Genomic DNA, 24199 nt, shown 5'->3' on the forward strand with positions numbered 1-24199 from the left:
GGAGAAACACCGAAAACATGGCAAAGCAAATCCGATTCAACGAGGAAGCTCGCCGCGCCCTCGAGCGTGGAGTCGACAAACTCGCCGACGCGGTCAAGGTGACGCTCGGACCCCGTGGACGGCACGTTGTGCTGGCCAAGGCTTTCGGTGGCCCAACGGTCACCAATGATGGCGTCTCGATCGCCCGTGAGATCGACCTCGAAGATCCGTTCGAGAACCTCGGTGCCCAGCTCGTCAAGAGCGTCGCGACCAAGACCAACGACGTCGCAGGCGACGGAACCACCACCGCAACCGTGCTTGCACAGGCACTCGTTCGCGGCGGACTCAAGAACATCGCCGCCGGCGCGAATCCGATCGCTCTCGGATCGGGAATCGCCAAGGCTGCCGACAAGGTTGCCGAGGCGCTCCGCGCTGCCGCAACTCCCGTCGAGGGCAAAGAGGCCATCGCCCAGGTTGCAACAGTGTCCTCACGCGACCCCGAGATCGGCGAACTGGTCGGCGAGGCACTCACCCGTGTCGGCTCCGACGGCGTGGTGACGGTGGAAGAGTCCTCGACTCTGAGCACCGAACTCGTGGTCACCGAAGGGGTGCAGTTCGACAAGGGTTACCTGTCGCCGTACTTCGTAACCGACCTCGATGCGCAGCAGGCTGTTCTCGAGGACGCATACATCCTGCTCTTCCGCGAGAAGATCACCTCCCTTCCCGACTTCCTTCCGCTGTTGGAGAAGGTCGCCGAGAGTGGCAAGCCGCTACTGATCATCGCCGAGGACATCGAGGGCGAAGTTCTCTCGACACTCGTGGTGAATTCCATCCGCAAGACCATCAAGGCCGCAGCCGTCAAGGCACCGTTCTTCGGTGATCGTCGCAAGGCGTTCCTCGACGACCTGGCAGTGGTGACGGCAGCTCAGGTCATCACGGCAGACGTCGGCCTCAGCCTCAAGGAAGCAGGACTCGAGCTTCTCGGTCAGGCGCGTCGGGTTGTCGTCACCAAGGACGACACCACGATCGTCGACGGAGCAGGCACGCAGGTCGACATCGATGCACGTGTCGGCCAGTTGCGTCGCGAGATCGAAAACACCGACTCGGACTGGGATCGGGAGAAGCTCGAAGAGCGCCTGGCGAAGCTGTCCGGTGGCATTGCGGTCATCAAGGTGGGCGCAGCAACCGAGACCGAGCTCAAGGAACGCAAGTTCCGCGTCGACGACGCGGTCAATGCGGCTAAGGCTGCGGTCGAAGAAGGCATCGTTCCCGGTGGAGGATCGGCACTGACGCAGGCTGCTCTGTCGCTCGTGGACAATCTCGGGTTGACGGGCGACGAAGCTACCGGTGTCGCAGTCATGCGTACGGCCCTGAATGCGCCGCTCTTCTGGATCGCAGCCAACGCTGGTGTCGACGGTTCCGTCGTGATCAGCAAGGTCGCCGAACTCCCCAAGGGTCACGGCTTCAACGCCGCGACTCTGACCTATGGAGATCTACTCGCCGACGGCGTGGTGGACCCGGTCAAGGTGACTCGCTCAGCTGTCGTCAATGCGGCCTCGGTCGCACGGATGATTCTGACGACCGAAAGCGCGATCGTCGAGAAGCCGGTCGACTACGAAGAGCCCGCAGGCGGGCACGGACACAACCACTGATCGACACGCTGTACGGATAGACGCGATGGACCCCCTCCGAAACGGAGGGGGTCCATCGCGTTTGTCGCATGTTCTTCGGCTACACCGCGATTCGGCTGCGGTGGTGACGGACGTGGATATCCCGCTCGTTCTCCGACATTCCACCCCAGATTCCGTATGGTTCGGAAACGCTGAGCGCATGTGCACGACACTGTACGAGTACTGGGCAACTGCGGCACATCTCCTTGGCGCGCATCTCTCGCTGAGCGCGAGCGCGGCCTCGCTCCCCATCCGGGTGGAAGAACATCGACGAGTCGACTCCACGGCACAGGCCGTGCATCTGCCAATCCCAGACGTCGGCATTGGGCCCAGGGAGGTGGTTCGGCTGTGGCATGACTACTCCTAGGGTGCAGGCTCGCGTCCTTGTGAAGTCGGCGAGTGTGGAAGAGCGGCAAGCGGGGCTGACATCGGTGTCGACGTGAACTTTCCATACAAGGCCCGTGAAAGAACTGAGCATGATTGAAGTCCGGGTCGGTACGCGTTCACCGACCTTGTCGGAACATCCACAACGTTATGTGAGGCAAGGAAAACGAGTCAATAGTTTTTCATCGTGTCAAGGTGCATAGGCAATCGCGAAAGTTTAACTTGTTGTTTATTTACTTCGGAACAATCTCGTGCATGGCGGTACGGTCGACGCAGTTGTAGTGGCCGCCGTGCCTACGGGCAAGTGCCACACCCTCGACGTGCGACACAAGATCATGTGCCTGGTGGACGGCCACAAGATCAGCAGCGAGAACTGACCTGTAAAATCCGGCATTCTTGCTGGTGGAGCCGTTGAGGTCCGGCTACGCACTCGCGAAGAGTTTCTCGCCAGTCTGTGCCCGGTGACTGACTTGGGCACCAGTTGACAAGCAGATTGCGTTGGACTAGTCCGTATCCAAAAGGTTCTCTTCGGCACTCAGTGGTTGCCGGCGGCATACAAAAATAGTTTAACCTTCCGTTCACGAACAGTCGGCATTACTCATGCATTCGTCGCCGGAGAAATGTTGATTCTGTGGAACAAATCGCGGAATAGTTCGAATTCGGTTTGCGAAACAAGGAAATGGTCGAGCTATCCCGAACAAAGACGCATTCGCTCTGCTCTGGGGGGATCCAACCTTCGGCCCATGATGTTGCTCGAAGGTACTCTTGCTCGGTGCACCTGGCCGATACAGAACGTGTCCCGACGGCGGTAGATATCCTGGAGTCGGCCGCGTTCGGGGCGAATCCCGGTCTGTGGCCGCTCCCGTCGGCCCACGATCCGAATGCGATGTGGCTTCGAGCGATCGCGCTGGGGGGACAGGGGCGGTATGCGCTGGGTCGCGCCGAACTGGACACGCTCGAGAACGCACTTCCGGCGGGGCGCACAGTGCTCTCGCTTGCTGGATCGACACGCGCGTCGTGGTGGAGACAGATCGGAGATCACCGAACTGCAGAGCGATTCGACGGACTCGCCATTGCTCTGGTGGGCGCGACCGGCGGAGTCGGCTGCCCCTTGCTGATAGAGGCGCGATGTGACGCGCTCACCGGGCTGGCCGCGGACGCGCTGGGTTCGGGGCGATTCGTCTTGTCCTCGGCATTTCTCGACAGATGCAGAAGTACGCTCGCGCAGTACCCGAGTTGGGATCTGTGGCGACCACAGCTGAGACTTCGGTGGGTCGCGGCAGAGCTGGCAATGTTCTCGGGCGATGGACCCGCGGCTGTGCGACACGCACTCGATGCGCGCGAACGCGCGACCGATATCGTTTCGTTACGGCACCGAGTGAAGACCGATCTGATCGCTGCTGCCGCATACAGCTCGGTGGGGGACCTCGACGGTGCTCGTGCGCTCGCCTGTTCGGTGCTCGATACCTGCTCGGAGCTAGGACTTCTCCCTTTGCGTTGGGCGAGCGCCATGCTGTTGCACGGCATCGGCGAGGGGAGCACCGCAGAGAAGGTCGTCGCCGAAAGTGCTGCACTTCTCGGCCGACGCGGTGGTGACGTTATCGCTGTGTGACTACGCGGACCGCGCGGTTCGATTATGAATGGGGAGGGTCGCTATCCTTACTAGGTTCCACCTGCGGGTGGGAGCGCCAGTCGATCCGGGCGGCGTCACTGTAACGCGGGGAATCCTTGAGCGATGAACAACACGGGTGAGGAGTTGGACTCCTTCGTCGTCGCTGCTGCGCAGGGCGAAAGAGCTGCCCTCTCCCGGGTATTGGAAATCATCCGTCCACTGGTCGTGCGGTATTGCCGCGCTCGAGTGGGGTCCGCCGAGCGTGGTCAACTCTCGGCAGACGATGTTGCGCAGGAGGTCTGCTTGGCAGTCATGACCGCCTTGCCTCGCTATCAGGATCAGGGCAGACCGTTCATGGCCTTCGTCTACGGCATCGCCGCTCACAAGGTTGCAGATGCACACCGAAGCGCATCACGTAACAAATCGGACCCAGCCGCCGAAGTACCAGATGTCGTCTCCACCGAACACGGACCCGAGCAACGAGCATTGGAATCCGAGTCGAGCCGACAGATGACTGCACTGCTGGGAACCCTCCCGGCGAAGCATCGCGAGATTCTCGTGCTTCGCCTTGTCGTCGGTTTGTCGGCGGAGGAAACTGCGGCAGCAGTCGGTAGTACTGCAGGCGCTGTCCGCGTGGCTCAACATCGAGCCCTCGCGAAGTTGAAAAACGAAGTTGTGAAAGCGGGTGAAATGTATGGCTAGAAACAACGGCCGTGATGGCATTCCCCGTATCGGTCGACCCGACGGGTCGTCGTCCCCATCGTCCGCCGATGCCCCCTACACCGATGCGGGTCCCGTCGACATCGCTGCGGTGCGTCGCGACGACCAATTCATCGAGTCTCTTCGGAATGACGGTCCGGTGTCCACGGACAACGCAGACGAGTACCGCCTGGCCTTGCTTCTGGCCGGTTGGAGAGCCGAGGTCATCTCGCCTGCGCTGCCCAGCGGCCCGAGCGTCGACGACGTTGTTGTCGCTGTCGAACAGGAGATCGCTGCCGCGGATCTGTCTCGGCGAAACTCCCGTCGGGGTCGATCCACCTTTCTACGTCCGATCGCGGGTGCTGCCGCAGCGATCGCCGTCGTGATGGGCGGGTTGGTCGTTTTCTCTTACAACTCCGCGCCTGGCGATCCGCTGTGGAGCGTCAAGTCGGTAGTGTTCGCTCAGCAGGCGAATTCGACGGTGGCGCAGATCGATACGACATCCAAGTTGGAGCAGGCAGAGCAGTTGATTGCCGCCGGTGATGTCGAGGGCGCACGCACCTTGCTCGACGGTGCGACTTCGACCACGGATTCGGTCATCGACCGCGGCCAACGAACTGATCTCGAAATGTGGCTGCAGCGTCTGATGGACCAACTGCAAGCGTTGATGCCGACGCTTCCGGTGCTCCCGCCGTTTGTGCCACCCGCGACGGATTCGATTGTTCCGCTGCCGGAGAACGTCCCTTCCGACATCCCTCCGATGCAAGCGCCGCCGCATGAGTTGCCGCTTCCACCGGTACTGACTTCTCCGGTCGAGGTTCCGCCACCGCCGCCACCGGTTTCTACTCCCACAGGACTGCCGCCGACGTCGGTGCCCCCGGTCACCGTAACGGCGCCGTCTTCGCCGACGGTCGTCAAGGAACCGAGTCCCACTACGGCTGCAGCCAGTGGGTCGAACGGCGGGGAAGGTACTTCGCAACAGCGCGACGGGACACTCGACGGCAGTTAGGGCCCAGCGCAGTCACGTCAGGGCGGATACGTCGTAGAAGACGGACACGATAAGAAAGGCCCGACACGAAGTTCTCGTGTCGGGCCTTTCTTCGTTGTTGTGGGAGTCGATCAGATTTCGGTGTAGGTCAGCTGTCGAACCCGTCGCTGTGCAGGGCATCGTTCATCGAGGCATCTGCGAAGCCGCGGCAGTAGTCCCACGTCACATACGCGTCCGGTACTGGGTCGTATGCGGGTTCGTGGGGACGGACCGTACCGTCGACCAGCAGTTGGAGCAGGTTCGCCCTAAGCATGTCCCAGTCGTGATAGTGGTCTTGCTGGCAGTCTTCGCAGCACACGACGAGACCGCGAATACCGCGGTGGCCGAGCAGCGCTTCGTAGACGGCCAGATCGGCCAGATCCTCCTCGACGGCTAGCCGCTCCTGAGGATCCAACGGCTGTCCCGGCTCGATAGCGTCGAGGGCGGCCGATGGGTCGGCGGGGTCACCGGCGAAGGGATCCGGAGGTAAACCTGGAGGCAATTGATCGCGCACGCCTCCACGGTACGCAGGACTGGTGGGTATGCGCCAGCCGTTCACCCTCGAGTTGCCGACAAACATGCTCGATTCGTCTGCTTTCGCCGATTCCGGCGAGGCTCACAGAGCGTTCGGGGCGGCTTCACAGTGCGCGTTCACGCTGGCTGCGAGGAGCCGATACCATGGAACAAAGCGCCGCGGCCGAGCGCGCGCATCATGTACTCCATCCGTTCTTTTTCCACACGCGTATCGCATATCGCGTCTCCCCGACGCGGCCCGATACGCACCCAGGCTCTAGGGAGGGCCAGATCCACATGAGTAGTCCAGGAGCCCATGTCCGTACCGGTGGCGACGATCCCAACAAGGTCGCCATGCTCGGTCTCACCTTCGATGACGTCCTACTGCTACCCGCTGCGTCGGATCTGATTCCGAGCGCGGTGGATACATCGAGCCAGATAACCCGAGACATCAGACTTCGAGTGCCCCTCGTCAGCTCGGCGATGGATACCGTCACCGAGGCGCGCATGGCAATTGCCATGGCGCGCGCAGGTGGCATGGGAGTGCTGCACCGGAACTTGTCGCTGCTGGACCAAGCCGCACAGGTGGAGACCGTCAAGCGGTCGGAGGCAGGCATGGTGACCGATCCGGTGACATGCAAGCCCACCGACACTCTCGCCGAAGTAGACGCGATGTGTGCGCGGTTCCGCATCTCCGGCCTGCCGGTGACCGACGAGACCGGTGCGCTGGTCGGCATCATCACCAACCGCGACATGCGTTTCGAGGTCGACCAGAATCGCCGAGTCGACGAGGTCATGACCAAAGCGCCACTCATCACCGCCCGGGAGGGCGTGACGGCGGACGCAGCCCTGGGGCTCCTCCGGCGTCACAAGATCGAGAAGCTACCGATCGTCGACGGCCAGGGTGCGCTTACTGGCTTGATCACGGTCAAGGATTTCGTCAAGACGGAGCAGCATCCGTTCGCCACCAAGGATCGCGACGGGCGATTGCTCGTCGGTGCAGCGGTGGGCGTCGGTCAGGATGCATGGGCGCGCTCGATGGCGCTTTCCGATGCGGGGGTGGACGTCCTCATCGTCGACACCGCACACGGGCACAACTCCCAGGTCCTCGAGATGGTCAGCAAGCTCAAAGCCGAGATCGGCGAGCGCGTTCAGATCGTCGGCGGCAACATTGCCACTCGCGCGGGCGCGCTTGCGTTGGTCGAAGCGGGTGCGGATGCGGTGAAGGTCGGGGTCGGACCCGGATCGATCTGCACCACTCGCGTCGTTGCGGGTGTGGGCGCACCTCAGATCACAGCGATCCTCGAAGCCGTTGCAGTTTGTAAACCGCACGGCGTCCCGGTGATCGCCGATGGCGGGCTTCAGTTTTCCGGCGACATTGCCAAGGCCCTTGCTGCAGGCGCGTCGACCGCGATGCTCGGATCACTTCTGGCAGGCACCGCCGAGTCGCCAGGTGAGCTGATTCTCGTCAACGGCAAGCAGTTCAAGAGCTACCGCGGAATGGGTTCGCTCGGGGCAATGCAGGGCCGTGGTGCTGCCAAGTCGTTCTCCAAGGATCGCTACTTCCAGGACGATGTGCTCGCCGAGGACAAGCTGGTGCCGGAGGGCATCGAGGGGCGCGTGCCGTTCCGAGGGCCGTTGTCTCAGGTAATTCATCAGCTCACCGGCGGTTTGCGTGCAGCGATGGGTTACACCGGGTCCAACTCCATCGAGGAACTGCAGAACGCGCAGTTCGTACAGATCACTGCTGCGGGTCTGAAGGAAAGCCACCCGCACGACATCACGATGACTGCGGAAGCTCCCAACTACACCACTCGGTGATGCGCCGCGCCGATCCGGCGTGCTGAAGCATTCACCTGTAACTCACGAGAAAGGGGCGCACCCGTGCGCGACCTCGTTGAAATCGGCATGGGCAGAGAAGCCCGGCGTACCTACCAGCTCGAGGACATCGACATCGTGCCGTCCCGGCGTACACGGTCGTCGAAGGAGGTCTCGACGGCCTGGCAGCTCGATGCATACCGCTTCGATATTCCGGTGTTGGCTCACCCCACCGATGCTCTGGTCTCACCCGAGTTCGCTATCGAACTCGGTAAACAGGGCGGGCTCGGCGTCATCAACGGCGAAGGGTTGTGGGCGCGGCATTCCGATGTCCAAGCGAAGATCGACGAGCTGGTTGCTATCGCCGGAAGCGATTTCGACGCCGATGCGCCCGTAGCGTTTCTGCAGAAGCTGCATGCGGCTCCACTGCAGCCGGAACTACTCGCAGCCGCCATCGCGCAGGTTCGTGCCTCGGGGGTAACGGTGGCAGTTCGGGTGAGTCCTCAGCGCGCGAGAAGCTTGACTCCTGCTCTGATTGCGGCCGGCATCGATCTGCTGGTGATTCAGGGCACGATCATCTCAGCCGAGCATGTTGCGCACAGTGACGACGAACCATTGAACCTCAAGACGTTCATCGCAGATCTCGACGTTCCCGTGATCGCAGGTGGCGTCAGCGACCATCGCACTGCCCTGCATCTGATGCGGACAGGTGCGGCGGGCGTCATCGTCGGGTACGGATCTGTGGAGGGTGGCACAACGACGGGCGAGGTCCTGGGGATCGGAGTGCCGATGGCGACTGCGATCGCAGACGCCGCTGCTGCACGGCGGGATTATCTCGACGAAACCGGTGGACGCTATGTCCACGTGATCGCCGATGGTGACATCACCACTTCGGGTGGGTTGGCGAAGGCCATCGCGTGTGGTGCGGACGCTGCGGTGCTCGGGGCTCCACTTGCTGCCGCAGCGGAGGCTCCCGGTAGGGGTTGGTACTGGCCGTCGGCGGCTGCGCATCCGTCGATGCCTCGCGGTGCGCTGTTGCCGGTTGCGGCAGGGGAGCGCCCGAGTCTCGATCAGGTTCTTCACGGGCCCTCGAGTGAGCCGTACGGTTCGATCAATCTGGTTGGTGGACTGCGTCGTTCGATGGCAAAGTCCGGCTATTCCGATTTGAAGGAGTTTCAGAAGGTGGGCCTGAACGTCAGAGGCTGAGCTCCGTCTCTACCGAAAGGCGCGCACCCTGATCGTTGGGGGTGCGCGCCTTTGTGCATCTCGGCCCCGAAGATGGTGCTAACTGCGGTTACAGGTAAGGTGGCGAGTGTCAACTGTCACAGCCGTATGGTCAGTTCATGCCTTCTGTCACCTATCATGTGGTCCAGATCACCTGGTAGGTGTAGCAGGGCGGCAAACGAGGCTGGTGACAGTACGTACGAGGTGGAGGTCGAAGGATGCGAAAGACCGATTACGACGTTGTGATCGTTGGATCCGGTTTCGGTGGCAGCGTCACCGCGTTGCGGCTCGTGGAGAAGGGCTACAGCGTAGGCATTCTCGAAGCCGGTCGCCGGTACGAGGACAAGGATTTCGCGAAGACCAGCTGGGACCTCCAGCGTTTTCTGTGGGCCCCCAAGCTCGGGTGCTACGGCATTCAGCGGGTTCACTTGCTGCGTGACTGCCTGATCCTCGCGGGCGCGGGTGTCGGGGGCGGTTCGCTCAACTATGCCAACACGCTCTATCAGCCGCCGGAGTCGTTCTTCAACGACAAGCAGTGGGCTCACATCACCGACTGGAACAGTGAGCTCACCCCGTTCTACGACCAGGCCACTCGCATGCTCGGGGTGGTCCGCAACCCCCACATGACACCTGCAGACGAAGTCATGAAGTCCGTCGCCGAGGATATGGGCGTAGGCGAGACGTTCATCCAGACCCCGGTAGGTGTGTTTTTCGGTGACGAGGCGGGCAAGAAGGTCGCCGATCCCTATTTCGGCGGCGTGGGGCCCGAGCGCACCGGCTGCATCGAGTGCGGCGAGTGCATGACCGGGTGCAGGCACGGGGCGAAGAACACACTCCTGAAGAATTACCTCGCGCTCGCGGAACGTGCCGGAGCCGACATCATCCCCATGACAACCGTGAGCGGTCTTCGGTCGCTTCCGGATGGTACATGGGACGTTGCCACCGAGCGGACCGGAGCGTGGGTACGCAAGGCCGCCAAGACGTACACCGCCGCCCACGTCGTAATGGCCGCAGGGACCTGGGGTACGCAAAATCTGCTGCATCGAATGAAGGACGACGGCGCTTTGCCGTTGCTGTCGAGCACGCTCGGTGAGTTGACACGTACCAACTCGGAATCCATCGTCGGCGCAGCCAAGTTGAAGGTCGATCCGGCAATGGATCTGACGCGCGGCGTGGCAATCACGTCGTCGTTCCACCCGTCGCCGAACACTCACATCGAGCCCGTGCGTTACGGCAAGGGTTCGAACGCGATGGGCTTGCTGCAGACCCTGATGACCGACGGGGGAGGACGTATCCCGCGGTGGCTGAAATTCCTTCTCACTGCGCTGGCACGTCCTCTCGACTTCGTGCGAATCGTCAGCGTCAAGAACTGGAGCGAGCGCACCATCATCGCGTTGGTGATGCAGAACCTCGACAACTCGATCACCACGTTCACCAAGCGCGGCCTGTTCGGACGCAAGGTCTCGAGCAGACAGGGCCACGGCGAGCCGAATCCGACGTGGATCCCCGAGGGTAACGATGCGACGCGTCGGGTAGCGAAGAAGATCGGCGGCGTTGCCGGCGGAACGTGGGGCGAGCTGTTCAACATCCCGCTGACCGCGCACTTCCTCGGCGGCTGCGCGATCGCCTCGGATGCCGAGCACGGAGTCATCGACCCGTATCAGCGTGTGTACGGCTACCCGACGATGAGCATCGTCGACGGCTCGGCCGTATCGGCCAACCTCGGAGTCAATCCTTCACTCACCATCAGCGCGCAAGCAGAGCGGTCCGCAGCGTTGTGGCCGAACAAGGGCGAGCAGGATCTACGTCCACGTCAGGGTGAGCCGTACCGACGGATCGACCCGATCGCGCCCGTCAGCCCAGTTGTCCCCGTATCGGCGCCCGCGGCGTTGCGTCTGCCGATCGTGGAGATTCGATCATCGAAGACCGCCATGTCGGAAGGTGCGTGATCCTTCGCCGCGTCGCCGCGGTCGAGTGCTGCGTCACTCTCCCGGGCCTGCCCACTAAGCTGATCGGGTGACCGCCACGCCGCAGCCTGATCCAGCCCAGCCTCGCCCCGTACTCGTCGTCGATTTCGGCGCTCAATACGCGCAGCTCATCGCGCGTCGAGTCCGTGAGGCACACGTGTACTCGGAAGTGATCTCACACACGGCAACCGTCGAGGAGATCGCCGCCAAAAATCCGATCGCCCTGGTGCTCTCCGGTGGCCCGTCGAGCGTGTACGCAGAAGGCGCCCCGGCGCTCGACGCCAAGGTCTTCGATCTCGATGTGCCCGTCTTCGGTATCTGCTACGGATTCCAGGCCATGGCCCAAGCTCTCGGCGGCACGGTTTCGCACACCGGGACCAGGGAGTACGGACGCACTCAACTCTCCGTCGACGGCGGAGTCCTCCATGACGGCCTGCCTGTGACGCAACCGGTCTGGATGAGCCACGGTGACGCAGTCACCGAGGCGCCCGACGGATTCACCGTCACTGCAAGCACTGCCGGTGCGCCCGTAGCTGCGTTCGAGAACACGGAGAGGCGTCTTGCCGGAGTGCAGTATCACCCCGAGGTGATGCACTCGCCGCACGGCCAGCAAGTCCTCCGTCGATTCCTCTACGAGACAGCGGGAATCAAGCCCGAGTGGACGGCAGCCAATATCGCCGACGCACTCGTCGAACGCGTCCAGGAACAGGTCGGTGACAGTGGACGCGCCATTTGTGGATTGTCGGGAGGCGTCGACTCCGCAGTGGCAGCAGCGCTGGTGCAGCGCGCAATCGGCGACCGGCTGACCTGTGTGTTCGTCGATCACGGTCTGCTGCGCGAAGGCGAACGCGAGCAGGTTCAGCAAGACTTCGTTGCTGCTACCGGCGCCAAGCTCGTCACCGTCGATGCGGTAGATACGTTCCTGGGTGCGCTCGAAGGAGTGTCCGACCCGGAGGAGAAGCGCAAGATCATCGGCCGCGAGTTCATTCGCAGCTTCGAAGGCGCAGTGTCCGAGGTTCTCGGTGAGAACGCCGAGCAGGGGAGCGGCGTCGACTTCCTCGTGCAGGGAACTTTGTACCCCGACGTCGTCGAGTCCGGTGGCGGTTCCGGAACCGCGAACATCAAAAGCCATCACAATGTCGGCGGTTTGCCCGACGATCTCCAGTTCACCCTCGTCGAACCGCTACGTGCGCTGTTCAAGGACGAGGTGAGGGCCGTGGGGCGTGAGCTGGGCCTGCCGGAGGATCTCGTCGCACGCCAGCCGTTCCCCGGACCGGGACTGGCCATCCGCATCGTCGGTGAAATCACCCGCGACCGCCTCGCCACGCTCCGTCATGCCGATTCCATCGTGCGTGAGGAACTGACGATGGCAGATCTCGACGGCCAGATATGGCAGTGCCCGGTCGTGTTGCTCGCGGATGTGCGCAGCGTCGGTGTTCAGGGTGACGGTCGTACCTACGGCCATCCGATCGTTCTTCGGCCGGTGTCCAGCGAAGACGCAATGACTGCCGACTGGACGCGGTTGCCGTACGAGGTCCTGGAGACGATCTCGACCCGGGTGACCAACGAGGTACCGGAGGTCAACCGAGTCGTTCTCGATGTGACGAGCAAGCCGCCCGGCACTATCGAGTGGGAGTGAGAATGGTGCTACTGCTTACCCTTTCGTCCAGGGGCAAGTAGCAGCACCACTCCCACCACGATCGCCACCACCACGAAGACCCAGCGGAACTGCACGTTGCCGAGCGAGACGATGGCGCTCGGGCCGACCAATGCGCAGACGCTGACGATCGCCGCCGCGAGTCCGACGAGGAAGAGTAGAGCGGACGGCCGTGTTCGGGCGTGATTCTCCACGGCGGTGTCGTCGTCGCTGTCGCCGTACTGCCAGGATTCAGCCACGGAGTACCTCCAGATTGCCGGCCCGTGCTGATCCCTCTATGGTCAGGATCGACGTGTTGTCGGGCGAATTGCCTTGCTGCACACCGGTGGGGCCGCATTTCGTACTGGCCGCGACGGACGTGCAATCGGTTCGGATGTTCATCTGGTCGGGGACGGAAATCGTTGCGTTCCCTGCCGTCACGTCGACAGAGATCGTTCGGTCCTCGGTGAGGTCGAGACCGCGCAGATCGAGTTGGAGATCGCCGCCCTGCACGGTGTATTCGGATTGGAGATCGGCCATCGTCGTCGGCCGGTATCGCTGTTGGCCGGTGTACTGGCTGTCGAAGGAGATGGGTCCGATTATCGAAGCGAACACCACGAATGCCGTCAATGGGCCGGTCACTATCAGTAGTCCGTAGCCCTTACGCAGGAACGCGCCGAGCATCAAGCCGGTCGCGACCACCGCGAGGGCGACTGCGGCGATCCGCGCCGGGGTGAGCCACATCGATTCACTGCTTGCGGCAATGGCTGCGGTAAGAGCAGCGGCCAGCAAGGCGAGGCCGATGAAGCTCGATGTCCACCGTGAGTGTTTCTTCTTCTCGATAGTCTCGGGCGCACGTGTTGCTGTGGGTTCGGGGAGGTCCCAGGCAAACGGAGCGACTCCGAGTGGATCCCACGAGGGAGGTATCGGTGGCTCGGAAAGATCCTGCGGGAGAGTGGATTTGGTGAGATCGACCCCCTTCGCCGGCGGTGGAGTGGGGGCATAACTCTTGGGGAGCGTCGTGTACGGGGTGTACCCGCCTCGACCGGCATCGTACTGCGGAGTGCGATACTGCGCTGCTCCCCACGAGTTGGGCTGGGAAGCGGCGTTGTACGGCGTGTCGAAGGAGATCGGAAAAGTCGACTGTGCGTAGGCTGCAGCTCCGCCTGGGGGATAAGCGGTGGATCCGTCCGGGAAAAACTCCGGCGGCTCCGGACGACGCTGATGCAGAAGCCACAGGCCGCCCAGGAGAGCGAGCGTACTGACCAGCCCTGAACCGTCGATACCGAATCCGGCGGGACCGATCGTCGTGACGGCGATGATCAGCGCGACTACCAGAACGATCGTCTTCGTGCTGGTGCCCTTGCCGACCAGTGATTGTGCCGCAGAGGCGGAATCGCCCGCTTTGCTCAACAGTAACCATGCGGCGAGGTACAGAACGATTCCGGCGCCGCCGAAGATGGTCCCCACGACGAGTGCGACACGAACGAGAACAGGGTCGACGCCGTAGCGGTATCCGATGCCGGCCGCGACACCCGCGATATGGCCCCGCTGCGGCAACCGGTAGGGGCGGGTGCGCCACATCTGTTGGAGCTGCTGGGAGGCGGTTGCGTTGCTCATGTAGACCATCGTGGCGGTTTGCTGTGTCGAGCACATCAGGGATAGCCCTGATATTCACGCCGGGGTAGGAATGAATCGGCCTTCGACGGAGGTTGTGCTTGACAGAAAAGTCATTCGCACAACGAAGGAGTTCTCGAAGTGAAGATCGGAATCATTGGCGCAGGATCCATCGGTGGCACATTGACACGGCGGCTCAGCGCGCTCGGGCACGAGGTTCGGGTATCGAACTCGAGATCTCCTGAGACGTTGTCCGAGTTGGCAGCCGAGACCGGCGCACACGCAGTGTGGAGTTCCGAAGCGGCTCTCGATGCCGATCTGGTGATCGTGAGCATCCCGCAGAAAAACGTTCCCGACCTGGCCGCAGGCATCGTCGACACCGCCAAAGACGGTGCCCCGATCATCGAGACCAACAACTACTACCCTCAGCAACGCGACGGCCTCATCGCCGACATCGAGAACGGCAAGCCGGAAAGCGTTTGGGTAGCAGAGCATCTCGGCTCGCGCGGTGCCGATGTCGTGAAGGTATTCAACGGAATTTATTGGAAGCACCTCCTGGAGAAGGGGCAGCCGAAGAGTGCAGCAGATCGGATCGCGCTCCCCGTCGCCGGTGCAGACGGACCCGGCAAGGCTTTGGTGTTCGACGTCGTCGAGCAGTTGGGCTTCGAACCCGTCGACGGCGGCGCGCTAGCGGATTCGTGGCGCCAGCATCCAGGTACTCCCGTGTATGGAAAGGACTTCGATGCAGACGGCGTGAAGGCAGCGCTGGCGGAGGCCACGACCGAGCGGGCACCGGAATGGAGCGCTGCTCCTGCCTAGAGATCAGGGGAGACCCTGATGCGCGGGGTGACCGATTCGTGCCAGGATCGAATCGTGCACCCTGTCGACCCGCCCGCTTCCGTCGGGAGCTACGAACCCGCCAAGTTCCATCGGCGTGGTGGTGGACGCATAGTGGGCGGAGTCGCCGGCGGTGTTGCCGACCATCTCGGGGTGGACGTATTCAAAGTCCGCGTCGCATTTGCATTGCTGGCGATCATGGCGGGGGCGGGAATCCTCGCGTACGGCCTCTTGTGGATTTTCAGCCCTGTCGGAACGGACGTGGATCGTCCGAGTAGCGACGAACGACAGCGGGCTTTCGGGCTTGCCGCCATCGGGCTCGGGTTGGCTGCCGGGTTGGCGTGGCTGCTCGACGGCACTGCTGCGGCGGTCCTCGCTCCGGTTGTGGTCGTTGTTGTCGGCGCCGCGTTGGTCTGGCGCGAATTCGATTCCGAAGGACCGCGTTCGATTCTCGGCATGCCGAAGAAGCCGACGGTGCTCAGTTGGGCACGTGTGGTCGGCGGTGCGACGCTGATCGTCCTCGGACTCGGTGTCGTCGTATTGGCTCGCGTCGACCTGGCCTCGGTGCGTTCGTCGTTGCTGGCAGTGATCGTCACTCTGGTCGGTGCCACGCTGCTGACGGTTCCGGTGTGGCTGCGGATGTGGCGGGCGCTGAACGCCGAAAGGTCTGCTCGCATCCGCAACGACGAACGCGAAGAAATCGCCTCTCACCTGCACGACTCGGTGTTACAGACGCTGGCTCTGATACAGAAGCAGTCGGATCACCCGCAGGAAGTGATGCGATTGGCACGCGGGCAAGAGCGCGAACTGCGCAAGTGGTTGTTCGAAGCCCGCGACGCCGACCACACGAGCCTCGCCGAGGCATTGAAGACGATCTCGGGCGAGGTCGAGGATCAGTACGGCGTCACTGTGCGTCCCATCACTGTCGGCGATGTCCAGCTGGCGCTCGAAGATTCCGATTCCGGTTTGCCCCGAGAGCATTTCACCGCGCTGCTCGGTGCTACCCGCGAGGCGCTGGTCAATGCAGCGAAACATTCGGGCGAAATCAACATCGACTTGTTCGCCGAGACCGAGCCCGAGCGGGTCAGCGTGTTCGTTCGTGACCGCGGCAGCGGATTCGACGAGAACCTCGTAACGATGGACCGTCAGGGACTCGCCAAGTCGATTCGAGGGAGAATCGAGCGACGCGGCGGTGAGGTCTCGATACGCTCGAGTGTGGGTAAGGGAACCGAAGTTCGCATTCTGATGCCCCGTGAGCACATCTCGACGAACTCTTCGAAGAACGACCGGACCGAGCCATCACGCCAACCGACACCGCAGGAGCAGCCCAGGTGACCGACACCTTTCGTGTCTTTCTCGTCGACGACCATGCAGTCTTTCGTTCCGGGGTTCGCACCGAGTTGGGTCGCGAAAGTGACATCGAGGTCGTGGGTGAAGCGGGCGGGGTCGCCGACGCGGTCGCCGGTATCGAGTCGACCAAGCCCGATGTCGTGCTGCTCGATGTCCACATGCCAGATGGTGGCGGGGTCGCCGTTCTCGGACGCATCACCGCCGGTCCTGTCTGTTTGGCGTTGTCTGTCTCCGACGCGGCCGAAGACGTGATCGCCGTCATCCGTGCAGGTGCGCGTGGCTACGTCACGAAAACGATCTCGGGGTCCGAACTCGCCGACGGCGTACGACGCGTTGCCGGTGGAGACGCGGTGTTCTCCCCGCGTCTCGCGGGCTTCGTACTCGACTCGTTCACGGGTAAGTCGAATGTCCCCGAACCGCCACTCGATCCCGAACTCGATTCGCTCACCCCTCGCGAGCTCGAAGTTCTGCGCCTATTGGCGCGCGGCTATACCTACCGAGAGATCGCCGAGGACCTGTTCATCTCGGTGAAGACCGTCGAGACGCATGCCTCGAACGTGCTGCGGAAGACGCAGCAGTCCAATCGCAACGCGTTGACCAGGTGGGCTCACAAGCGACGTATCGATTGATCATTTTTTCAGAGTAGGGCGATGATCAGCACGATCACGAGTCCCACAGTGATGATCAACGCAGCAAGGACTGCCTCGGGCGGGACGTCGATCCGGTCGTCGACTATGTCGTCGATACGATCGAGTACCACCTCGAGTGGGTTCTTCTTCCGCGGCGGATCGAATGGTGGTGGAGCGTACGGCGCCGGTGTCTGACCATCGGTTTGTTCGCTGAAACGAACGGCAGGCAGGCCGGCAATGGTGTTTCCGAATTCTCGCGAAGGACGCCGCGATTCCGATACCGGGGTGGAGCGATGAGCCCAGGCCGGAACGACCCCGCTGGCCGAGGTTACCGGGACTCCTCGTAGCCCGGCGATGTTTGCCCGGCCGCTGATCGCATGTCGAATGATCTCGTCGCGTGCCTGAGCCATGGTCGGCCTGCGAGCAGGATCGGGTTCGAGCATGTGCAGCAATGGCTCGGTCAGGTCACCGCATCGAGTGGGTGGAATTATCTGTCCCTTGGCCACGCGATGCAGCAGCGCAATGGAGTCCTGGTCGATGTCGAACGGCGGCTTGCCTTCGATCGCGGTATAGAGCGTCGCCCCGAGAGAGAAGACGTCACTTGCTTCGGTGGGATCTTGTCCCCGGGCCACTTCTGGAGCGAAATAGGCAGGAGTTCCGGTGATGACACTCGAATCCGACTCTTCGACATCACCTTTGGCGCGCGAGATGCCGAAATCGCTGATCTTGACGATACCGAGGGTGCGTCCACGGTCGGCGATCAGGATGTTGCCCGGCTTGATGTCGCGATGGACGATACCGGCCTCGTGTGCTTCGGTGAGTGCGTCGGCGACCTGAGCGCCGATCTGCGCAACTTCGTACGGTGGCAGTGTTTCGGCGGTGTTGAGTGCCTGCGCGAGGCTCCTCGACGGCATGTATTCCATCACGAGCCAGGGCTCGCCGTCTTCGATCGCGACGTCGTACATGGAGATGGCGTGCAGGCTCGACAGCCGCGCTGCGATTCTGCCTTCACGCATGGCTCGATTGCGTACTTCGCGTGCGGCGCGCTCACTGAGGCGGGCAGTGGACGTGACCTGTTTGACGGCCACTTTCCGGTCGAGCAGCGTGTCCTGAGCGAGCCAGACCGCGCCCATTCCGCCCCCACCCAGCTTGTACGCGAGTCGGTACCTGCCTGCGAGTAGGAAGTCGGGTCCGACGACCCTGACGGTGCGCTGCTTCTCGGTCACGATCACAGGTTAGTTGACTATCGACGTCCCTGCCGACAGCACTGTCGGCAGTCCGTTGGCGACCCCTCCACCTGGGCTTTCGTATCCGTCTTGACGTGGATCGCCGCAGCGGCTTTACTGGATAGGAATTCGAAAATGTGTTCGAAGGGTAAGACTTCCCCGCTGCCCTGAGAGCTGGTTCGAGTGTACTTTTTTCGCCAATTTTCGGGGAGTACGCATGACTTTTTCTACCGGTGCTTCCATGAGTGCTACCGACTCGAGTGCTACTGACTCGAGTGCTACCGACTCCTCATTCGAGGTGTCCCAGTCCGAAGCGTCCCTGTCGGAAATGACGTTGTCCGAACGCGTCGAGCATCTGAGGCGACGCATGGCATCGGTTCCGGCACGTGGTGAGACCCGCTCGGTCCGGCAACCTATCGAACCCGTCATCCGGCCCCGCGTCGAGCCGGGATCATCTGTCCCGCGGGCGGTTGACCCTGTGCGAAGCAAAGCGGTACTGGCGGTCCCTCCTGCACTGGCAACCATGCTCCCGTACGGCGGTTTGGCTCGCGGGTCCGTCGCCGCGGTATCGGGTGCAGGTTCGCTGCTGCTCGGCATGGTGGCTGCGGTCACCGCGTCGGGTGGGCATGTCGCAGTGGTGGGGCAACCGCGGTTCGGTTTGCTCGCCGCTGTCGAGATGGGCGCAGAACTGCGGAGATTGGCCGTCGTACCCGATCCGGGGGAGGACCCGGTCGAGGTAGCGGCAATTCTGTTGGACGGGCTCGACCTCGTCGTGCTCGGTCTCGGCGGTCGTTCGGTGCCTCCCTCGCGTGCGCGTGCGGTTGTCGCGCGGGCGCGCAGCAAAGGGGCGACGCTTCTGGTTACCGACGGCCACTGGGACGGTGTGGAGTTACGTCTGGATGCGGAGGTGCGCAGCTACAACGGATTCGGCACCGGAGTTCGCTCGGGGCGTGGGCGTTTGCGGAATCTGCAGTTGGAGGTACGTGCGCAGGGCAAGGCGATGCGGCCGCGTAGTGGGTGCTTCGATCTTCGTCTCGAGCGAGGCCGTATCGAATGGTCGGTCGCAGCGCAGGTCGACAGTACGACAGGCAACGTAAGTGCCGAGACGGATCTTGCGGTCCTGGCATGAGCCGCGTCGTAGCGCTGTGGTGTCCGGACTGGCCTGCTGTCGCAGCTGCGGCGGTGGCAGATCTGCCGGCGACTCATCCTGTGGTGGTCACCTCTGCCAATCGGGTGATTGCATGCTCGGCACCGGCACGAGCGGCAGGGGTCCGACGAGGCTTACGTCGTCGTGAAGCACAGGCACGATGTCCTGATGTGTATGTGGCGACGGCCGATTCGGATAGGGATGGGCGCTTGTTCGAGCCGGTCGCAGCGGCCATCGATGCTGTCGCGCCAGGTGTGGAGGTGTTGCGTCCAGGGTTGTTGATTCTGAGTGCGCGTGGGGTGAGTCGATACTTCGGGTCGGAGCACAAGGCTGCCGAAAGATTGATCGATCAGGCTTCGGGTGCAGGGGTGGAATGCCAGATCGGAATCGCCGACGAGTTGACGACGGCCGTCATTGCAGCTCGTCATGCGGCAGTCGTCCCGCGGGGTGGTGCTGCGCGTTTTCTCTCTCCACTTCCGGTTGCCGAGCTGGCAGCGGAGCCGAGTCTTGCCGCCGCGGACCGTGGAGAGCTGATAGACCTGTTGCGTCGCTTGGGTTTACGAACTATCGGCGATTTCGCGGCGCTCATGCCAGGGGAGGTGGCATCCCGGTTCGGGTCCGATGCGGTTCTCGCTCACCGCAGTGCGCGAGGTGAGCCGGAGCGTCCACCGTCGGCGCGTGCGCTGCCACCCGATCTGAACGTGGAACACCGCTGCGACCCGCCTATCGATCGCGTCGACGCCGCTGCGTTCGCCGGCCGAGGTATGGCCGAGAAGCTGCACAGCACGCTTGCCGCGGCGGCCGTGGCCTGCACCCGCCTCCTCGTTCATGCTTCCACCGGAAACGGTGAGAATCTTTCACGTATCTGGCGGTGCGCCGAGCCGCTGACTCCGGAGGGAACAGCAGATCGAGTGCGGTGGCAATTGGACGGGTGGCTCACCGGGCGCAGCGAGAGTCGGCCGACGGCAGGAATCATTCTTCTGAGGCTCGAACCGGTAGAGGTCGTTGCGGCAGGTGAGCTGCAGCTGGGCTTGTGGGGAAGTGTGGGCGACGAGGACGAGCGTGCTCGGCGGGCGCTGGTACGAGTGCAAGGTCTCCTCGGTGGTGATGCGGTCAAGGTCGGGGTACTCAGCGGCGGACGTGGGCCGGTGGAGCGAGTGACGCTTCGTTCGCTCGGTGATGAGCTGGTTCCGCTGCTGGACCCCGCTGCCCCGTGGCCGGGCAGGTTGCCACATCCGGCTCCTGCGGCAGTGATGCAGACACGCCCGGAGGTCGCTCTGGAAAACGACGGCGGCAACGGTGTGCACGTCACCGATCGAGGTGGTTTCGACACGGCACCCGTGGGGCTTCGGTGGGGTAGCAAGAAGTGGACCCTGCACGGATGGGCCGGCCCGTGGTCCCTCGACGAGCGTTGGTGGGATCCGGTCGTGGGTGCGCGAGGCGCGCGTGTGCAGGTGCTTCTCGAGGAGAACCGCGCTCTGTTGTTGGTGTACGAGAACGGTGTTTGGCGAGTCGAAGGCATCTACGAATGAGATGGAAAAGAGCGCGGCTACTCTCTGGACTGTGAGTATCGACGTGGAATTACTCGATGTGGCCGGCGTCGACATCGCCTACCGAGATTTCGGTGGGGCCGATCCTGTCCCTACCGTGTTGGTGCACGGCATGGGCGGTGATAGCAGCACCTGGGATCGTTTCGCCGGCGCACTCACCAACGTGGGTCGTCGAGTAGTCACCGTCGATCTGCGCGGTCACGGACGCAGTGCACACACCGACGACTACTCTTTCGATGCTTTCGGTGGTGATGTGTCGGCGGTGCTCGATCATCTCGGGCTGGCGCAAGTAGATCTGGTCGGGCATTCATTGGGCGCATATGCAGTGTCGGTGGTGGCGCAGCAGCGGCCCGCATCGGTTCGGTCCCTCGTAGTCGAGGAGATGCCCATTCCGATTCGGCCGGGTGATGCGCCACCGGCGCTCACCGGCCGCCTGCCCACGATCACCGAACTTTGGCACGCAGGCTCGAGCATCATCAGGCATCCACGCGCTGTCTTCGCATTCGACCGTTCGATGACCAAACCTGCTCTTGCTCAGTTTCGCCGACCCAACGCTCAGTGGTGGTCCCGGCTGCCGGACATCACTGCCTCGACACTCGTGCTTCGCGGTGGCCCGGGCGGGATGGTCGATGCCGAAAGGCTCGCCATGCTCACCAGTGAGATCCGCTCGTGTCAGGTTGTGGCATTCGAAACCGGTCACAGCATCCATCGTGACGACTACCAGGCATTCGAAAGTGTCGTACTCCCATTCCTGATGCGTGATCGAATCTGATTCCTGCGCTCTAGTATTTGCAGATGGCACTTACGGCGCAGGATCGTCCACTCATCGCTTGGGCGATGATGTTCGCTGTCTCTCAAGCCAATATCGTGCGTCTGTTGGGGCCGGCGGGCCCTCGGGTTCTACAGATTCAGACATCCTGGTCGGCACTCCGATACCGGCAGATCCTCGACAGCATGGACGCAGCCACCACCGCTCGATTTCGGAGTCACTACTACCCCGATTTCGTCCATCCGGCGATCTACGCGATGGCTTTGCGTGCCGGGGCTTCGCGTCTGGGCGAACTCACCGACCTGACACCCACCACAGCGAAGGTGTTAGCCGTAGCTCCGATTCTGTCCGCGGCGGGTGACTACGTCGAGAATATCGCGGGTCTGTATCTGCTCGATCACCGCGAGCAGATCACCGATTCGGTGGTTCGAGCCACGACGGCGGTCAGCGTTACCAAGTGGGTGCTCGCACTGGGAACTCTCGCGTACCTCGCCGGAGGGTTCGGTCGAGCAATCGCAGGTGCGGGTAGAGCCGGGCGTCACCAGTAGATACCCGGCACCAACCGGCCGATTCGACGCGCCAACTTGGCAACTCGTGCTCCCGGACGCGACGGGTCGTGTGGTGGCGACGTCGGCGGAACGAGTGCAGGCTGTGTAGGTGCAACCTCGCCCTTGGACGCAGCGGACTCCGGGAAGCGACGGTAGAACTGATGCATCGTGCGGTCCTTGATATTCGGGGTGAAGATGCTGCCGACCTGACCGAGAGTGCCGAGCGGGGTGTCGATGCGCTTCGGCTTCCGGATGAGCGCCCGAATCACCATCGCCCCGGCCTTCTCCGGTGATACCACCGGGCCGGCATTGCTGGGACCTGTCGGGGTGATCATCGGGGTGGCCACCAGCGGCATGTGGATCGTGGTGAATGTTATTCCGTCGGAGAGTGTCTCGGCTGCGGCGACGTCGGCGAAACCGTCGAGTGCGGCCTTGCTGGCCACGTAGGCCGCGAATCGGGGAGCGTGACCGAGCACTGCTGCGCTGCTGACGTTGACGATGTGCCCGAAGCGACGTTCACGCATGTGCGGGAGCAGTGCCAGGACGAGGCGAACAGCACCGAAGTAGTTGACGGCCATGGTGCGCTCGAAGTCGTGCAGTCGATCGGTGGAGCGGTACAACGATCGACGGATGGACCGTCCGGCGTTGTTGACCAGCATGTCCACGTGATCATGTTCGCTCAGAATAGTTTTCACGGTCTGCTCGACCGACTCGCTATCGGTGATGTCGCAGGTGTAACCGAAGGCATCACCACCGTGTGCGCGGATGTCTGTCACGACGGAGTCGAGTTGTTCGGTACCGCGGGCAAGCAGAATGACGGTCGCACCCTTGCGTGCTGCAGCTTCGGCACTCGCCTTTCCGATGCCGGAGGATCCGCCGGTGATGATGACGTGTCGTCCGAAGAGCGGGCCGCGAGGATCCTCGCGGCGTGCGCGGTTCGGGTCCAGGTGCGCGCGCCAGTGCTGCCACAGGCGGTCTGCGTAGGTCGCCAGCGGTGGTGGGGTGATTCCGCTGCCCGACAGTGCTTTCTGCGTCGCTGCCGAGTCGAAGGTCGTCGGCAAGGTGAGATGTTCGAGCACTACCGGCGGTATGCCGAATCTGTCGAGGAGAGTGTTGCGGCCGGTGCGGACGATGTCGGTCTTCGGTGCTACGACGGCGGCAGCAACGGCCCCGGGAATGTCGATGACCTTCGCTTTCGAACCTGCGGCCTCGGAGAATGCGCGATACACCTCGTGCATCGACTGCGCTTGCGTATTGACCAGGTGGAACACTCGCTGATCGTCCTCGCCTCGGTGGATCAATTCCACGATCGCAGCGGCGACGTAGTCGACCGGCACCAGATTGGTGGCCCCGATCTTCGGAACCGTGATGGGAAGCGCGGTGGGCAGTGTGGCCAACGCGGCGAAGAGGGGGAAGAAGAAGTATGGGCCGTCGATCTTGTCGATCGCCCCGGTTTCGGAGTGCCCCAGCACGACCGACGGTCGATACACGCGCCAATCGACCGAGGATTCGCGCACGATCTTCTCGGATTCGAACTTGGTGCGGTGATACGGGGTTGGGAATCCCTGCCCTTTGTCGAAGTCGTCTTCGGTGAACGTGCCTGCGTAATCTCCGGCTACGGCGATCGAGGAGATGTGGTGCAACCGGGCACCGGTCCGCTCGGCCAGTGCCACCACTGCGCGAGTGCCTTCGACGTTGGTCGATGCTTGTTCGTCGCCGGCGGTCATGTCGTAGATGGCGCCCAGGTGAACGATGTGGGCGATACCGTCCGGGATGGCATCCAATCCGAGATCGGGTTCGGTGAGATCTCCGATCAACGGGTGAATCCGGGTCTTGTCGGCGATCTTGTCGACCTGCCGTTCGAGTTTCCCGATCGACTTCTGGCGAACCAATACGTGAATGTCGGCCGCTGGGTCGCGCTCGAGCAACAGTGGGATCAGATTTTGCCCGAGGAAACCCGTACCGCCGGTGACAATGTAGTTCGACATGGACACAAC

22 protein-coding genes are annotated in these 24199 nt (G+C 62.8%); 16 read left to right on the plus strand and 6 right to left on the minus strand.

All coding sequences use genetic code 11. The features are described 5' to 3' along the window. The first annotated feature begins 17 nt into the window (after positions 1-17). Positions 18-1631 (plus strand): chaperonin GroEL, encoded by a 1614-nt coding sequence (groL, locus tag BJI47_RS06965; RefSeq protein WP_088943039.1) that lies wholly within the window; start codon positions 18-20, stop codon positions 1629-1631. Positions 1632-1710: 79 nt separating this feature from the next. Here the strand turns inward: groL and BJI47_RS06970 are convergent, their stop codons facing one another. Next, positions 1711-2004: a WhiB family transcriptional regulator gene (locus tag BJI47_RS06970; RefSeq protein ID WP_088943064.1), complete on the minus strand. Its 294-nt coding sequence runs from the start codon at positions 2002-2004 to the stop codon at positions 1711-1713. A 280-nt stretch (positions 2005-2284) separates the two neighbouring features. Between BJI47_RS06970 and BJI47_RS24475 the strand changes: the two genes are divergently transcribed. From BJI47_RS24475 to BJI47_RS06985, 4 genes are all read left to right on the plus strand, one after another. Beyond that, positions 2285-2410, plus strand: a complete 126-nt coding sequence (locus BJI47_RS24475; RefSeq protein WP_254900425.1) for a hypothetical protein — start codon at positions 2285-2287, stop codon at positions 2408-2410. A gap of 395 nt (positions 2411-2805) precedes the next feature. Continuing rightward, positions 2806-3645 (plus strand): hypothetical protein, encoded by an 840-nt coding sequence (locus tag BJI47_RS06975; protein ID WP_254900426.1) that lies wholly within the window; start codon positions 2806-2808, stop codon positions 3643-3645. Positions 3646-3768: 123 nt separating this feature from the next. Next, a complete protein-coding gene (locus BJI47_RS06980) occupies positions 3769-4347 on the plus strand; it encodes a sigma-70 family RNA polymerase sigma factor (RefSeq protein WP_084348435.1) in 579 nt (192 codons plus the stop codon). Continuing rightward, positions 4340-5353: an anti-sigma-D factor RsdA gene (locus tag BJI47_RS06985; RefSeq protein ID WP_088943040.1), complete on the plus strand. Its 1014-nt coding sequence runs from the start codon at positions 4340-4342 to the stop codon at positions 5351-5353. Before BJI47_RS06980 ends, BJI47_RS06985 begins: the two co-directional genes overlap by 8 nt. 127 nt (positions 5354-5480) lie before the next feature. Here BJI47_RS06985 and BJI47_RS06990 read toward each other — a convergent pair whose 3' ends face one another. Further along, entirely contained in the window at positions 5481-5885 is a 405-nt protein-coding gene (locus BJI47_RS06990; protein ID WP_084348502.1) for a DUF5319 domain-containing protein, read from the minus strand. A gap of 296 nt (positions 5886-6181) precedes the next feature. On the opposite strand from BJI47_RS06990, the gene guaB reads away from it, so the two are divergent. The 4 genes from guaB (at position 6182) to guaA (ending at position 12532) form a co-directional block, all read left to right on the plus strand. Next, entirely contained in the window at positions 6182-7705 is a 1524-nt protein-coding gene (gene guaB / locus BJI47_RS06995; protein ID WP_176224708.1) for an IMP dehydrogenase, read from the plus strand. Between the two features lie 63 nt (positions 7706-7768). Further along, positions 7769-8908 carry a GuaB3 family IMP dehydrogenase-related protein gene (locus BJI47_RS07000; RefSeq protein WP_088943041.1) on the plus strand — a complete coding sequence of 380 codons (1140 nt, stop codon included), beginning with the start codon at positions 7769-7771 and terminating at the stop codon, positions 8906-8908. Positions 8909-9144: 236 nt separating this feature from the next. Further along, the gene (locus BJI47_RS07005; protein WP_088943042.1) at positions 9145-10875 is read left to right on the plus strand and encodes a GMC oxidoreductase; all 1731 of its coding nucleotides are present in this window, start codon (positions 9145-9147) and stop codon (positions 10873-10875) included. Positions 10876-10942: 67 nt separating this feature from the next. Further along, entirely contained in the window at positions 10943-12532 is a 1590-nt protein-coding gene (guaA, locus tag BJI47_RS07010; protein ID WP_088943043.1) for a glutamine-hydrolyzing GMP synthase, read from the plus strand. Between the two features lie 8 nt (positions 12533-12540). Here the strand turns inward: guaA and BJI47_RS07015 are convergent, their stop codons facing one another. After that, positions 12541-12789: a hypothetical protein gene (locus BJI47_RS07015; protein WP_088943044.1), complete on the minus strand. Its 249-nt coding sequence runs from the start codon at positions 12787-12789 to the stop codon at positions 12541-12543. Then, a complete protein-coding gene (locus tag BJI47_RS07020) occupies positions 12782-14149 on the minus strand; it encodes a PspC domain-containing protein (protein ID WP_254900427.1) in 1368 nt (455 codons plus the stop codon). Before BJI47_RS07020 ends, BJI47_RS07015 begins: the two co-directional genes overlap by 8 nt. 138 nt (positions 14150-14287) lie before the next feature. On the opposite strand from BJI47_RS07020, the gene BJI47_RS07025 reads away from it, so the two are divergent. Genes BJI47_RS07025 through BJI47_RS07035 form a run of 3 tightly spaced genes read left to right on the plus strand, consistent with a single transcriptional unit; the run spans position 14288 to position 16962 of the window. Then, on the plus strand, positions 14288-14965 hold the full coding sequence (locus BJI47_RS07025; protein ID WP_088943046.1) for an NADPH-dependent F420 reductase: 678 nt from the start codon (positions 14288-14290) through the stop codon (positions 14963-14965). Positions 14966-14983: 18 nt separating this feature from the next. Then, positions 14984-16318: an ATP-binding protein gene (locus tag BJI47_RS07030; RefSeq protein WP_088943047.1), complete on the plus strand. Its 1335-nt coding sequence runs from the start codon at positions 14984-14986 to the stop codon at positions 16316-16318. After that, positions 16315-16962, plus strand: coding sequence for a response regulator transcription factor (locus BJI47_RS07035; protein ID WP_088943048.1), 648 nt, complete (start codon positions 16315-16317; stop codon positions 16960-16962). Before BJI47_RS07030 ends, BJI47_RS07035 begins: the two co-directional genes overlap by 4 nt. 8 nt (positions 16963-16970) lie before the next feature. On the opposite strand, the gene BJI47_RS07040 is transcribed toward BJI47_RS07035, so the two are convergent. Beyond that, on the minus strand, positions 16971-18188 hold the full coding sequence (locus tag BJI47_RS07040) for a serine/threonine-protein kinase (protein WP_176224709.1): 1218 nt from the start codon (positions 18186-18188) through the stop codon (positions 16971-16973). A 328-nt stretch (positions 18189-18516) separates the two neighbouring features. Between BJI47_RS07040 and BJI47_RS07045 the strand changes: the two genes are divergently transcribed. From BJI47_RS07045 to BJI47_RS07060, 4 genes are read left to right on the plus strand one after another with little or no spacing between them, the layout of a single operon-like run. Next, complete coding sequence (locus BJI47_RS07045) at positions 18517-19317, plus strand: hypothetical protein (protein ID WP_088943067.1); 801 nt, start codon at positions 18517-18519, stop codon at positions 19315-19317. Continuing rightward, positions 19314-20867: a DNA polymerase Y family protein gene (locus tag BJI47_RS07050; protein ID WP_088943050.1), complete on the plus strand. Its 1554-nt coding sequence runs from the start codon at positions 19314-19316 to the stop codon at positions 20865-20867. Before BJI47_RS07045 ends, BJI47_RS07050 begins: the two co-directional genes overlap by 4 nt. Positions 20868-20898: 31 nt before the next feature. After that, on the plus strand, positions 20899-21657 hold the full coding sequence (locus tag BJI47_RS07055; protein WP_254900428.1) for an alpha/beta fold hydrolase: 759 nt from the start codon (positions 20899-20901) through the stop codon (positions 21655-21657). 23 nt (positions 21658-21680) lie between these two features. Continuing rightward, on the plus strand, positions 21681-22202 hold the full coding sequence (locus tag BJI47_RS07060) for a hypothetical protein (protein WP_088943052.1): 522 nt from the start codon (positions 21681-21683) through the stop codon (positions 22200-22202). Here the strand turns inward: BJI47_RS07060 and BJI47_RS07065 are convergent. Further along, positions 22193-24190: an SDR family oxidoreductase gene (locus BJI47_RS07065; protein ID WP_088943053.1), complete on the minus strand. Its 1998-nt coding sequence runs from the start codon at positions 24188-24190 to the stop codon at positions 22193-22195. The two genes, BJI47_RS07060 and BJI47_RS07065, sit on opposite strands and share 10 nt — an antisense overlap. Positions 24191-24199: the final 9 nt, after the last annotated feature.

The organism is Rhodococcus sp. 1168 (genome assembly GCF_002091955.1).
Classification (GTDB): domain Bacteria; phylum Actinomycetota; class Actinomycetes; order Mycobacteriales; family Mycobacteriaceae; genus Rhodococcoides.